We start from the raw sequence: 13,148 nt of genomic DNA on the forward strand, positions 1-13,148 counted from the left end.
CCCCTGCAGGAGCGGTCTTCGGTGTGCCGGCGTCGTGGTTCACGGCAGGCCGGGCAGCAGTACGGCGGCGCCTTCGAAACGGTCGGCGGCCAGGTCGCTGAGTGCTTGGTCGGCCGCGTTGAGGGGGTAGGGCACGGTGGTGACCTTCGGGGGGTAGGTGGTGGCGAGTTCCAGGTAGGCCTGGCCGTCGGCGCGGGTGTTGGCGGTGACGCTGCGCAGGGTGCGCTCTTGAAACAGGTGGCGCTGGTAGTTCAGCGCAGGGATGTCGCTGAGATGGATGCCCGCTACGGCCAGGGTGGCGCCCCGGTCCAGGGCGGTCAGGGCGACGGGTACCAGTTCGCCGGCCGGGGCGAACAGGATGGCGGCGTCCAGTGGTTCGGGGGGCTGGTCGGCCGGGCCGCGTGCGGAGGCCGCTCCCAGTGTTCTGGCCAGTTCGCGGGCTCTGGCTGAGCGAGTCAGGACGTGCACGGTCGCTCCTTGGGCGAGGGCGAGTTGCGCGGTCAGGTGGGCTGAGGCGCCGAAGCCGTAGATGCCCAGGCGTCCGCCGGGGGGCAGGTCGCAGCGGAGCAGGGCGCGGTAGCCGATGATCCCGGCGCACAGTAGCGGGGCCAGTTTGTCGGCCGGCGGGTCTGGGGGGAGCGGGTAAAGGTAGTCCTGGGGGGCGGTGAGGTAGCCGGCGTAACCGCCGTCGGCGTCCCAGCCGGTGTAGGTGGAGGCCGGGCAGAGGTTCTCGGCTCCTCGCAGGCAGTAGCGGCAGTGCCCGCAGGTCGAGCGGAGCCAGGCCACGCCGACGCGTGTGCCGGGTGCGAGCCGGGCGGCGTCCGGGCCGCGGGCCACCACCCGTCCCACGATCTCGTGGCCGGGTACGGTCCTGGGGCGGCGTGGGGGCAGGTCGCCTTCGGCGAGGTGGAGGTCGGTACGGCAGACGGCGCAGGCCTCGACTTTGACGAGCACCTCGCCTGGCCCCGGCTCGGGGACCGGGAGCCGGAGGCGTTGCAGTGGATGCGAGGTGATCGGCCCGGGGCGGGCCACCACCCAGGCGTCCATCTCGGTGGGGATCAATGGACGACCGCGACGGGGGCGTGGGCATGGTGGAGCAGGGCGTGCACGGTCGATCCGGGCGCCCAGGCCCGCCGGGGGGCGCCCACGACGACCAGTCCGGCGGATTCGGAGGCGTCGATGAGTGCTTTGGCCGGGTGTCCGTGCACGACGTGCTCAATGAGGGGCACATCGGGGAACTTCTGCCGCCAGCCGCCGATGGACTCGGCCAGCAGGCGTGCCTCCTCCTGGCCGACGCTGTCGAGGTCGATGACGAGCGGTTGCATGTCTCCGGGTGCTCTGAGCGCTGGATGGGTCCAGGCGTGCACCGCCCGCAGGGCGACTCCTCGGAGTGCGGCCTCGCCGAAGGCGAACTCCAGGACGGGATCCTGGTCGGGGTGCCCGAGGACGCCGGCGACGATCTCGGCGTCACCGCCTCTGCCGCCGGTGGGGTGCGGCGGGCCTGCGACCACGACCGGGCAGGGGGCGCGGGTGGCGAGGTCACGGCTGACCGAGCCCAGTAGCAGCCCGGCGAACCCGCCCCGGCCGCGGCTGCCGACGACGATCAGCTGTGCGTCCTGGGCGGCGGCGGCGATCGACTCCGCGGCGGCGCCGTCGATGATCTCGGTGGTGATCTCCGCGGTGGGGGCGTGGGCGCGGGCCCGTTCGGCGGCCTGGCCGAGCAGGTTTCGGGCTGCGGTTTCCACTGCCGGTCCCCAGTGGGCGGGCTGCGGGACGAGGGGGACATCGTAGGCCCAGCGCAGGGCGGCGTACACGATGCGCAGTGGTGTCCCTCTCAATGTGGCCTCCTGTGCCGCCCAGGTAAGGGCCTGCAGTGAGGATGCCGAGCCGTCGACGCCGACGAGGACGGATGCTTTCATGGTCACCACCTCGGGTCCGTCCCGGTCCGGACCGCTGCTCTGACCGGCAGCGGCCTGGGCCGGGGCCGTGTGCCGCCTCTGGCCGTTGGTCCCTTTCATGGTCGTGGGCCTGCACGCCGCCGGGTAGGGGCGAAGGTCCCGGGAGTTTCAGGGGTCCGCCGGTGTCATGGGGGCGGAAGGTCCTTTCTCGGGGGGACTTTCCGCTCTGCCGCGTCCGGGTCTTTGCCGCCGACGATGGAAGGCGGGGCGGGGAGGTGAGAGCGATGACCGACACCCAGGGGCAGGGCCGGATTCAAGGGGGCGCTTCCGCCGCGGCACCGTCGTGGGCAGGAAAGCCGGTGGAGTGGAGCGGGACGCTGCAGGTGAAGGACGTCATGGGTACGGTGGCCATCGCGGTTCGCCGGGAGGCGACGGTCGCCGAGTTGGTGGCGACCATGCGCCGGTTCAAGGTGGGTGCCGTGGCTGTGATCGATGTCGGTGGTCGTCCGGTCGGGGTGGTGTCGGAGGGCGATCTGCCGCTGGGGGAGAGCGGCGTCTCACCGGGTGAGGGCGGTTCGCAGAGCCGCGGACGCCGGCAGCCCGGCCGGGGTGCCGTGATGACCGCCGGGGAGGTCATGACGTGCCCGGCGCTGACGGTCACCCGGCAGACTCCCGTGCGGGAGGCGGCCCGGCTGATGCATGCCAACCGGATCATGCAGCTACCGGTGGTCGACGCCGCCAGCGGGAAGATCGCCGGTACTCTGCACCAGGTCGATCTGTTGAAGATCTTCGCCAGGCGGACGTCGGACGTTCTGGCGGATGTGGCGGCGGCCATCGCGGCTCTGCGGGTGGATGCGCGGACGCTCACGATCGCGGTGGACGCCGGTGTGGTCCGGGTCGGGGGGAGGGTGGCCAGGCGTTCGCAGATCGCCCGGCTCGTCGAGGCCGGCCGGCGGATCGAAGGGGTGGTGGAGCTGGAGGTCGATGTCACCTATGACCAGGACGACTCGCTGCTCCCTCTCTGAAAGCCCCGCTGAGGCCCTTGGGGTGGTCGGGGACACGCGCGGGCGCCGGTTTTCGTCTTCTACCGTCCTCTCCAGGCTGTGGTGTCGTCGGTGTCCCATTCCAGTTGGTCGATCACGTCGACGACGCCGTTCACCCGGCGGGCCAGCCGCGCCGCGAGCTGGGCGTCACCGCGCCGGTGCATGCGTCCGGCCAGTGTGACGATCCCGTGCGCGACCGTGACGGTGGCGTTGTGGGGAAGTGCCCACAGGGAGTGTTCGAGGATCTCCTCACGTACCTCTTCGGCGATGTCGAGGTCGCTGCGGAGGAAGACCTTCAGCAGGTCGATGCGGCTGACGATGCCTTGGAGGATCTCTTCGTCGTCGACCACGACCAGTCTTTTGACTCCGTGTTCCTCCATGAGCCGCATCGCCGTCACGATCGACACATGCGGCCGGACTGTGATCGCGGGGGCCGTCATCAGTTCCGCTGCGGTGTCGCCGCGGGCCTTCTCCCTGCCGTCGCCGCTCTTGGGGCTCAGGCGGTGTCGCAGCCGGGCACGTAGCGGTGGCTGGTATCCCTCGTGGTAGTACCGTTCCCTGAACTCCTCTTTGTGTAGCAGGTCCGCTTCGGAGACGATCCCGAGGACGTGTCCTTCGCCGTCCACGACCGGGACGGCGCTCACGCCGTGAGCGATGAGTACTTCGGCGACGTCCTTGAACGGGGTGCTGCCGTTGACCGAGGCCACCTCTGTGGTCATGACGTCTTTGACCTTCACGTGCATCACTGCACCTCCTTGGCGGGTGGGCCCGCGTTTCGCCGGCCGCTGTTGTCGTGGTGGGCCGGCGCGCCGGCCCGGCTGTTTGCCGTCGGGCCCTTCGCATCTCCATCTCATCGCCGCCGGGGCCCGCCGGGCAGCGGCCGGAGGTCCTCAATGCCGGGGTCTTTCGGCCACCACCGTGGCGGATGTCTGTCGTGTACCGGCGTGAGCGCCCGGGTTCCCGGATGCGAGACTTTGGTACATGGGGGAGATCGAGCCTGGCGCGTTGATTCCGCACATGCGGCTGGATGAGCTCCTGTCGGAGCTGCATGTGCGGCTGGAGGCCGTGCTGGCCACCCGTGACCGGGTGCACGCGCTGCTGAACGCGGTCGTCTCCATTGGCAGTGAGCTGGATCTGGAGACCGTGCTGCGCCGGATCGTGGAGACCGCCATCGCCCTGGTCGATGCCACCTACGGTGCCTTGGGTGCGATCGGTGAGGAGAACACGCTCGTCCAGTTCATTCCGGTGGGGCTGACCGAGGAGGAGATCGCCCGGATCGAGCACTGGCCGCACGGGCTGGGCCTGCTGGGCCTGCTGATCAAGCAGCCGCAGTCGTTGCGGCTGGCCCGTATCTGCGAGCATCCGGAGTCTCATGGGTTTCCGCCGGGGCACCCGCCGATGGGGTCGTTTCTGGGTGTGCCGATCCGGGTGCGGGAGGAGGTGTTCGGCAACCTCTACCTCACCGAGAAGCGCGGGGGAGGGGAGTTCGACGAGGAGGACGAGGCGATCGTCACGGCGCTGGCCACCGCGGCCGGGGTGGCCATCGAGAACGCCCGGCTGTATGAGGAGAGCCGCCGGCGGGAGATGTGGCTGCAGGTGTCCTCGGAGGTCACCACCAGCCTGCTGTCGGGGGCCGAGCCGCGGGAGGTGCTCACGCTGATGGCGCGCCGGGCGCGGGAGATGGCCAATGCCGACGTTGTGGCGGTTCTGCTGCCCGATGAGACCGGACGGCTACTCCAAGTGATCATTGCTGATGGGGATGCCTGTGAGCAGGTGGCCCCTGCCGAGGTTCCTGTCGCCGGTTCCCTGGTGGGGCAGGCCTTCACCAGTGGTGAGCCGTTCATGGCCGCCGAGCCGGTCGAGGAGGCCTCGGCTGTGATCGCCGGGCGGGTGTCGCCCGGCCCTGTCGCCGCTGTGCCGATCGGTGCGGTGGGTATCGTCCGTGGTGTGCTGTCGCTGGGCAAGCGCTCAGGCCGTATCCCGTTCAGTCAGGCTGAGCTGAGCATGTTGCATTCCTTTGCCGGGCAGGCGGCGATCGCGCTGGAGCTGGCCGAGTCCCGGATGGACGCCGAGCGGCTGGGGTTGCTGGAGGACCGTGACCGGATCGCCAAGGATCTGCATGATGTGGTGATCCAGCGGTTGTTCGCCATCGCCATGACGTTGATGAGCACTGTGCGGCTTGTCGACAGGCCTGAGGTCTCGTCTCGGCTGCAGAACGCGATCGATGAGCTGGACGGCACCATCCGGCAGATCCGTTCGACCATTTTCGCTCTGCAGATTCCCCACCATGATGGTGATTTCAGTCTGCGCGCGCAGGTTGTGAGCCTGGTGGAGAGTGCCCGTGCTCATTTGGGTTTCCTGCCGGGCCTGACCCTGGAGGGTCAGCTCGACAGTAAGGTGCCGGCGCAGGTCGCCGAACAGTTGCCGGCCGTTCTGCGGGAGGCGCTGTCCAATGTCGTGCGTCATGCCAGGGCTTCCAAGGCCGAGGTGTCGGTGGAGGTCGGTGATGGCCGGCTCACCCTTGTCGTGCGGGACAACGGGGTGGGGTTGCCCCGCGACGGCAGGCGCAGCGGTCTGCTCAATCTTCAGGAGCGGGCCGAGCGGCTGGGTGGTTCCTTTGAGATCGGGCCGTTGGCGGAGGGGGGGACCTGTCTGAGGTGGAGTGTCCCGCTGGGGTAGCGTCGGGCGCGGCGGGCCTTGTGGCTGCGCCGGGCCTGGCGGCTGCGAGGGGGATGTGGGCCCGTGGTGTGCGTGTCGGTGTTTAGCTGGGGCGGTCGGCTTTCAGCCGGGCCGCCAGCGCGGCCGCCTGGGTACGGCGCTGCATGCTCAGCTTCGCCAGCAGGTTCGACACGTAGTTCTTCACGGTTTTTTCGGCGAGGTAGAGTCGCTCGCCGATCTGCCGGTTGGTCATCCCTTCGCCGATCAGCTCCAGGATGTGGCGTTCCTGTTCCGACAGTGCCTGCAGTGGGTCTCTGCGGGTGGCCTGTTCGCGTAGCCGCGCCAGCATGGTCGCGGTGGTCTGCGGGTCCAGTAGCGACTGGCCGGCCGCGACCGTCCGCACGGCGCCGACCAGGTCCGAGCCGTGGATCTGTTTGAGCACATATCCCGAGGCGCCTGCCATCACCGCGTTGAACAGAGCGTCGTCGTCGGCGAAGGAGGTCAGCATCAGGCAGGCCAGTTCCGGCAGCCTGGAGCGGACCTCGCGGCAGACGTCCACTCCGTTGCCGTCGGGCAGGCGCACGTCCAAAACCGCGACGTCCGGGCGTAGCGCCGGGATGCGCGACACCGCCGACTGCGCGGTCCCGGCCTCTCCGACGATCTCGATGTCGCCTTCGGACTCCAGTAGCGCGGCCACGCCCCGCCGTACCACTTCGTGGTCGTCCACCAGGAACACGCGAATCATGTCCTGAAGGTTAGCTCTCTCGCGGGGGCCGTGGTAGGGGCGTTGGTCCCTACCACGGCTGCCGTGGGCAGGTCACGGCCGTCGTGGCGGGTCCTTCGGGTTTCCGGTTTCAGCCGCGAGGGGCGTGAGGGGCGGGTCAGCCGAGCCGTCTGCGGAAGAGCGACGGGGGCGGGGCCGAGGTTGCGTAGGATCCGGTGGCCGCTGCCGCCCGGGGCGCGGGCCCGCGCCGGCCACCGCGACCGACTCCGGGTGGAACAGTCGTGCCAGGCAGGTTGATGCCGCCTGGTGGGCGCGTGCTTCGATCCGCTCCAGCATGCCCGGGGTGGGGTGCGGGTCTATCCGTATCTGGATCGTTCCGTCGTTGTACACGCGGTGGCCTGGGTAGTCCGGTGTGACGTCGTATTCGTCGGCGCCGGTCCGTCTCATGCGAGCAGCCTCCGTTCTTGCCCGGGGGTCTTCGGAGTTGATGTGTCTTTCGAAGAGCCGGTGGTCACCGGGGTGGGCTGGTCAGTCGGGTTCCAGCTGGGGGCGCCGGAACCGCCGGGGGGCGGGGGGTGCGGAGAGGTTGATGGCCGCCAGTGCCCGGTCCAGCGGTGGTTCGGTGGTGGGGCTGGTGTCGATCTCGATCGCCTCGGGCCAGGGTTGCATCGTCTGTGTCATGGCGGTGGCGATGGTCTGGTCGGCGTCGGAGGTCGTGCCGCTACGGTGGGTGAGACGCTCGGCGGTGATCTGCGGCGGGGCTGTGCAGCGCAGGGCCACGAGGTCGCTGCAGGTGCGCCGGGCCACGGCTGCGGCTGCGGCCCGGTGGTCGGCGTCGATCCAGGAGGCGTCCAGGATGACCGGTTCGCCGTGGTGAAGCAGTAGTTCGGCCCGGGAGAGCATCTCGTGGTAGGTGCGTTGGGTGCGTTCGGGGCGGTAGATGCCTTCGCCGAAGGGGGCGGGTGTGTGCTGTTCGGGTGTGATGGCGCAGAGTTCCTTGCGGATGCGGTCGCTGCTCAGCAGTGTGTAGCCGAGGTGGTCGGCGAGGGCGGCGGCCAGGGTCGACTTGCCGGTCGCGGGGAGTCCGCCGACGAGGATCAAAGGGATCGTTCCGGCCTGCAGGTGGCGGAGTGTGAGTTCGGCGAGCCGGTGTGCCTCGCCGGCGGCGCCGGAGCCGCCCTGTTGCTGCCGGAGGCAGGCGACCTTGGCGCGGACGAAGGCCCGGTAGGCGACGTAGTGATGCCACAGTGAGGGTGGGGCGTGGTCGTCGGTGAACTCGGTGTACCAGTGCAGGAACGCCTCGGCCAGCCGGGGTGCGCCGAGGTGTTCCAGGTCCATGGCCAGGAAGGCGGCGTCGTCGAGGCCGTCGAGGAAGCGGAGCCGGTCGTCGAATTCCAGGCAGTCCAGTATCCGTGGGCCGTCCTGCAGGCAGAAGATGTCTTCGGTGAGCAGGTCGCCGTGGCCGTCGATGATGCGGCCTTCGGCGATCCGGGCGGCGAACAGGGGGGCTCGGCCGTCGAGGAAGCGCAGGGCGAGCCGTTCGATCTGCCCGATGATCTCGGTGTCGAGGACGGGGTCGGTGAGTGCGCGGATCTCGTCGAAGCTTGCGCTCCAGCGGGACCGCAGGGCCTGTCTGCCGCCCTGTTGGTCGATTTCGGGGCCGTGGCGGGATCGCCCGTGCATGCCGGCGATCATCCGGGCGACCTGCCGCAGGTGTCCTTCGACTGGTCTGCCCGAGCGGAGCACGGCGGAGAGGCGGCGTTCCTCCGGCATGCGCCGCATCACGACGAGATGGTCGCAGAGTTCTCCGTCGGGGCCTCGCACGTCGGCGACCCCTTCGTAGACGTCTGCGGCCAGCCGCCGGTTGAGCTCCACCTCCCGGTGGCAGATGGCTTGGCGGGCCTGTCGGGTGGTGAAGTCCAGGAAGCCGAGGTTGACTGGTTTTTTGAGCTTGAAGGCATGGTCTCCGAGGAGGACCACGACGGCGATGTGCGTCTCCTTGATCTGCGCCCACGGTCTCATGGAGGTGCCTTTGCGCTTGGGTCGGCCGTTCGTCTGATCGGGGTCGCGGCCGGGGGGACGGGGCCGTCCCCGAGGTGGTCTCCCGTGGATGAACAGACCAGCTATGTGTCTGTTTTCTCCCCCGGTAGCTGGTTTTTGAATCGGGTGGCCCAGGGCGCCCGCAGTGACCTCCCCTGCGGCCGTCGGCCTGCGGGAAAGGCCGTTCCGTCCTGGTCTTCGGGTCTTTCGGCCCTGCCGGATCGTTCTCGCCGGACTGAAAACTGGCAGGTAAGGCAGGGGAACCGACAGGGAGGCAGCTTGATGATCACGCGGATTCGGCTGCGCGGCCGGCACCCGACGGGTAAGGCCAGACCGGGACCGCCGGACGAGCCCCCGCCGCCGGTGCCCGCGCGGCCTCCCGGCTGGCACCGCTGGCTGCTGCCGCTGGGGGCGCTGATCGTCACGCTGTGGCTGGTGGTGCCCCTCCTGCTCACCGGGTCGCAGGTCAAGCCGTACTCCTACAGCGACTTCGTGGCCAAGGTGGACGCCGGGCAGATCAAGGCGGTGACGATCGACGATCAGGGCGCGGTGTCCGGCAGCCTGGACAACGGGACGAAGTTCACCTCCCAGATCCCCACGGCGCTGCGCACCGGACGGCTGGAATCCCAGCTGCAGTCCCACCACGTCCAGATCACCGCGACCCGGGCCGACAACTCCCTGATATCGGTCCTCGTCGGCTTCCTGCCGCTGGTGCTGCTGGTCGGCCTGTTCATGTGGATGGGCCGGCAGGCACAGCACTCCCTGGCCGGCGGTATCGGCGGCATCGGCGGCTTTGGCCGTTCGGGAGCGAAAATCATTGAGGCGGAGCGGCCGACCACCCGGTTCGGCGACGTCGCCGGTTATGACGGCGTCAAGCAGGAGATCAGCGAGGTGGTGGACTTCCTGCGCGACCCCGGCCGGTACGCGGCAGCGGGCGCGAAACCACCCCGAGGGGTGATCATGGTCGGTCCTCCGGGGACCGGAAAGACGCTCCTGGCCCGGGCGGTGGCAGGGGAGGCGGCTGTGCCGTTCCTGTCGGTCACCGGCTCGGGGTTCGTGGAGATGTTCGTGGGGGTGGGGGCATCCCGGGTCCGTGACCTGTTCGACGAGGCCCGCAAACGTGCCCCCTCGATCGTTTTCATCGACGAGATCGACGCCATTGGCGGCCGGCGGGGCAGGGTGGTCGCCGGAGGCAACGACGAACGGGAGCAGACGCTGAACCAGCTGCTGGCCGAGATGGACGGCTTCGATCAGAGCAGCGGGATCGTCGTGCTGGCCGCGACGAACCGGCCCGAGACTCTCGACACGGCCCTGTTGCGTCCCGGCCGCTTCGACCGGCAGGTCACCGTGCCGCTGCCCAACCAGGTCGAGCGCGCGGCGATCCTGGCTGTTCACGCCGCCGGCAAACAGCTGGGCCCGAGCGTTGATCTCGTCGTGACCGCCCGCGCCACGCCGGGATTCTCCGGCGCCGACCTGGCCAACCTCGTCAACGAGGCCGCCATCAACGCGGTCAGGGCCAATCGCACGGTCATCGACGCCCAGGATCTCGACACCGCACGCGACCGGGTGCTGCTGGGCCGCCGCGAGACGACCAACGCCCTGCTTCCCCAGGAACGTCACGCGGTGGCCGTGCACGAGTCCGGGCATGCCCTGCTGGCCACCTTGTGCGAGTACGCCGATCCGGTCGCGAAGGTGACCATCCTGCCCGCCGGTCCCACGCTCGGCGTCACCGAGCAGCTGCCCGAGGCCGAACGGCACCTCTACAGCGAAAGCTACCTGGCCGATCTGCTCGCCGTACGGCTCGGCGGCCGTGCCGCGGAGCTGGTCGTCTTCGGCGAGGGTTCCACCGGCGCCGCCAACGATCTGGCGGCCGCCACGCAGATCGCCACCCGCATGGTGCGCGACTTCGGCCTGTCACCCGCGCTCGGCCCGGTCGGCTACTCCTCCGCCGGTCCCCAGTATCTCGGCGAGGACGTCGAAGAGCTCCGGCTCAAGCCGTACTCCGAACGGACCCAGCAGGTCATCGACGAAGAGATCGCCCGTCTGCTCGGCGGAGCCGAGAAACGTGCGGTGGACCTGCTGCGCGCCCACCGGGAGGCTCTGGACCGGCTCGCCGCGCTCCTGGTCGAACGCGAGACCGTCGACGGGGACGTCGTCGGCGGCGTGCTGCGCGACGAGCGCTCGGCGATACCCCGGCTGAACACCGCCACCGCCTGACGATCGAGCCCGCAGGTGGACGGGCGGTCACCTGGAGTCACCGCCGTGGGGGGTGCCGCTGCGGTGGGGGATCGGAGCCGCCGGCCGCGCGAGGGCCGAAAAGGGGTCGGAAGTCCCTCCCGAACAGGGACGTTCCGCTCTGCTGCCCCCGCCGGGCATCGCCCAGCATGGAACGGGGGTGAAGACCATGGCACAACCGCGCCCTGTCGTCGTCGGCTATGACGGTTCGGACTTCTCCATGCAGGCCCTGGAGTGGGCGATGGACGAGGCCGAGCTCAGGAAACTGCCTCTGGTCGTCTCCCACACGTGGCAGTGGCCGTACGGCGAGGCCGACGAGGAGGCCAAGCTCCATCTGCGTAAGGCGGCCGAGCACGTGCTGTACCACGGGGCCGACTGCGCCCGCGCGTGCAGCACGATCACCGAGGTGACGACCGACCTTTACGAGGGCTCCGCCGCCCAGCGGCTCGTCGACCTGTCGGCCGGCGCCGAGGTCGTCGTGGTCGGCTCTCGCGGCCTGGGCGCGCCGGCCCGGTCCGTGGTCGGCTCCGTCGCGGCCTCCGTCGCGGCCTGCGCGCTGTCTGCGGTGATCGTCGTGCGAGGGGCGGGTCCGCTGCCGGTGCCCCTGCACCCGGGGCCGGTGGTCGTGGGCGTCGATGACAGCACGGCCGACGAGGTGCTGGACTTCGCCTTCCACGAGGCCGCTCTGCGGCGGCTGCGGCTGCGGGTGCTGCACGCCGGTCATCCGCGCCCTCTGACCTGGGGTGTGGCCATGACCCACCTGCCCGATCTCGACGACTCGGCCCGGGCCTGCCAGGAGCGGCTGGACGGACGGCTCGCACCGTGGCGGGAGAAGTACCCCGACACCCCCGTCGACGTCCAGCTCCTGACGAGCGCGCCGAAGGAGGCGCTGCGGGCCGCGTCGGCCGAGGCCACCTCCGTCGTCGTCGGAATGGGCCGCACAGCCCGGCGCACCGGCCATCTCGGAGCGATCGTCAGATGCCTGGTCCGGCACGCCCGCTGTCCCGTCGCCGTCGTCCCGTCCTAGGGAGCGCACAGGGCCGGAAGTCCCTGATGACCAGGTCTTTCGGCCGCTGTGAAAACCGCCGCCAGACGGTCGGATGGAAGCTACGGACCCGAGGAGGACGACATGACAGCGCATGTAGTGGTGGGCGCGGACGGCTCACCTTCCTCGCAGGCCGCGGTCGCGTGGGCCGCCGACGACGCGGTGCGGCGTGGGTGCGCCCTGTGGATCGTGCGGGTGTGCGAGCCGTGGACCTACGACATCCCGCTGCAGACCCCTCCGGGTTTCCGCGACTCCATGACCGATCACTGCCGGGAGGTACTCGACGCCGCGATCCGCCTGGCGCGGGAGCGTGCCCCGCGGCTCGAGGTGGAGGGCGTCCTCGAAACGGGCCGCACGGTTGAGATCCTCCGGCGGGAAGCCGAGGAAGCCGAGGAGATCGTGGTGGGCAACCGGGGCCTCGGCGGGTTCACCGGGCTGCTGCTCGGGTCGGTCTCCCTGGCGCTGAGCGGGTCCGGGACCGTACCGGTCGTGGTCGTCAGAGGGTCGCAGGAACGGATGTACGACGAGGTCGTCGTCGGCTTCGACGGCTCGGCCCATTCGGCGGCGGCCCTGGAGTACGCCTTCGAGGAGGCCACCCGGCGCGGCGCCCGGCTGCAGGCGATCCACACCTGGCAGATGCCCGTTTTGGGGCAGGGGGCCACCGTCTACCCGTCGCTGGTCGAGGAGATCGTCGAAGCCGAGCGGCGCGTCACGGCGGACACGCTCACCGCCTGGCGGCAGAAGTACCCCGGGGTCGAGGCCGAGGAGACGGTGGTCTGCGGGCATCCCGTCGCCGTCGTCTGCGAGGCGTCGCTCACCGCCGACCTGGTGGTCGTCGGCTCGCGGGGACTGGGCAGGCTCGGCTCGGTCTTACTGGGCTCGGTGAGTCACGGAATCCTGCATCACGCTCACTGTCCCGTCGTGGTGGTACGGGACCGGGGGGAGGCGTGATGGACGTGCAGAACCTCAGGGTGGCGCAGGTGATGAGCAGGACGCTGGTCGCCGTCACCCCGGATGAGTCCCCGCTCCTGGCCTGGGAGATCATGTGCCGGGCGGGCATCCATCACCTGCCGGTCGTCGAGGGCGACGGCCGCCTGCGGGGCGTTCTCACCCGGGAGGACCTCACCGCCCACTGGTCCGGTGGTCCGGTCGAGCAGTCACGTGTGTGCGTTCACGTGCTGCTGGCCGACCGCAGGTGCCCGCACACCACACTCGACGCTCACCTGGCCGAGGCCGCGGCCGCCATGATCGACGCCGGTGTCGACGCGATCCCGGTTCTGGGGGAGACCAACAGGCTGGTGGGGATGGTGACCGCCACGGACGTCCTGGGGGCCGTGGCCGGGCGGGTCGCCGAGCGAAAGGAGCCGCCGGAGCTGATGACGGGGATGTTCCACCTGATCCCGGTGCTGCCCCGGGCCGCGGGGGAGTGAACGCGGGCGGGTCCGGCGCCCCCCTTTTTTTGGGGACCTCCGGTGCCCGCGCCGGATGCTTGAACGGACGGATCC

At 70.1% G+C, this 13,148-nt stretch carries 11 protein-coding genes; 6 read left to right on the forward strand and 5 right to left on the reverse strand.

The genetic code is table 11. The annotated features are described in order from the left end of the window. Positions 1-39 precede the first annotated feature (39 nt). Positions 40-1,062 carry a zinc-binding alcohol dehydrogenase family protein gene (locus ACIN94_RS21575; protein WP_400708633.1) on the reverse strand — a complete coding sequence of 341 codons (1,023 nt, stop codon included), beginning with the start codon at positions 1,060-1,062 and terminating at the stop codon, positions 40-42. Continuing rightward, on the reverse strand, positions 1,059-1,919 hold the full coding sequence (locus ACIN94_RS21580; RefSeq protein ID WP_400708635.1) for a universal stress protein: 861 nt from the start codon (positions 1,917-1,919) through the stop codon (positions 1,059-1,061). Before ACIN94_RS21580 ends, ACIN94_RS21575 begins: the two co-directional genes overlap by 4 nt. A gap of 263 nt (positions 1,920-2,182) precedes the next feature. Between ACIN94_RS21580 and ACIN94_RS21585 the strand changes: the two genes are divergently transcribed. Then, a complete protein-coding gene (locus tag ACIN94_RS21585) occupies positions 2,183-2,923 on the forward strand; it encodes a CBS domain-containing protein (protein WP_400708637.1) in 741 nt (246 codons plus the stop codon). A gap of 59 nt (positions 2,924-2,982) precedes the next feature. Here ACIN94_RS21585 and ACIN94_RS21590 read toward each other — a convergent pair whose 3' ends face one another. Beyond that, the gene (locus ACIN94_RS21590) at positions 2,983-3,684 is read right to left on the reverse strand and encodes a CBS domain-containing protein (RefSeq protein ID WP_400708639.1); all 702 of its coding nucleotides are present in this window, start codon (positions 3,682-3,684) and stop codon (positions 2,983-2,985) included. Positions 3,685-3,922: 238 nt separating this feature from the next. Between ACIN94_RS21590 and ACIN94_RS21595 the strand changes: the two genes are divergently transcribed. Continuing rightward, a complete protein-coding gene (locus tag ACIN94_RS21595; RefSeq protein WP_400708641.1) occupies positions 3,923-5,620 on the forward strand; it encodes a GAF domain-containing protein in 1,698 nt (565 codons plus the stop codon). Between the two features lie 82 nt (positions 5,621-5,702). Here the strand turns inward: ACIN94_RS21595 and ACIN94_RS21600 are convergent, their stop codons facing one another. Next, a complete protein-coding gene (locus ACIN94_RS21600) occupies positions 5,703-6,344 on the reverse strand; it encodes a response regulator (RefSeq protein WP_400708643.1) in 642 nt (213 codons plus the stop codon). A 507-nt stretch (positions 6,345-6,851) separates the two neighbouring features. Continuing rightward, positions 6,852-8,345, reverse strand: a complete 1,494-nt coding sequence (locus tag ACIN94_RS21605; RefSeq protein WP_400708645.1) for an AAA family ATPase — start codon at positions 8,343-8,345, stop codon at positions 6,852-6,854. Positions 8,346-8,645: 300 nt separating this feature from the next. Here ACIN94_RS21605 and ftsH point away from each other — a divergent pair, with 300 nt between their 5' ends. From ftsH to ACIN94_RS21625, 4 genes are all read left to right on the forward strand, one after another. Then, positions 8,646-10,580: an ATP-dependent zinc metalloprotease FtsH gene (gene ftsH, locus ACIN94_RS21610; RefSeq protein WP_400708647.1), complete on the forward strand. Its 1,935-nt coding sequence runs from the start codon at positions 8,646-8,648 to the stop codon at positions 10,578-10,580. A 187-nt stretch (positions 10,581-10,767) separates the two neighbouring features. Next, positions 10,768-11,625, forward strand: a complete 858-nt coding sequence (locus ACIN94_RS21615; protein ID WP_400708649.1) for a universal stress protein — start codon at positions 10,768-10,770, stop codon at positions 11,623-11,625. A gap of 102 nt (positions 11,626-11,727) precedes the next feature. Continuing rightward, positions 11,728-12,594, forward strand: coding sequence for a universal stress protein (locus ACIN94_RS21620; RefSeq protein ID WP_400708651.1), 867 nt, complete (start codon positions 11,728-11,730; stop codon positions 12,592-12,594). Further along, on the forward strand, positions 12,594-13,073 hold the full coding sequence (locus tag ACIN94_RS21625) for an HPP family protein (protein ID WP_400708653.1): 480 nt from the start codon (positions 12,594-12,596) through the stop codon (positions 13,071-13,073). Before ACIN94_RS21620 ends, ACIN94_RS21625 begins: the two co-directional genes overlap by 1 nt. The last annotated feature ends 75 nt before the right edge of the window (positions 13,074-13,148 follow it).

The sequence above is a fragment of the Streptosporangium sp. NPDC087985 genome (assembly GCF_044741965.1).
GTDB lineage: Bacteria > Actinomycetota > Actinomycetes > Streptosporangiales > Streptosporangiaceae > Streptosporangium.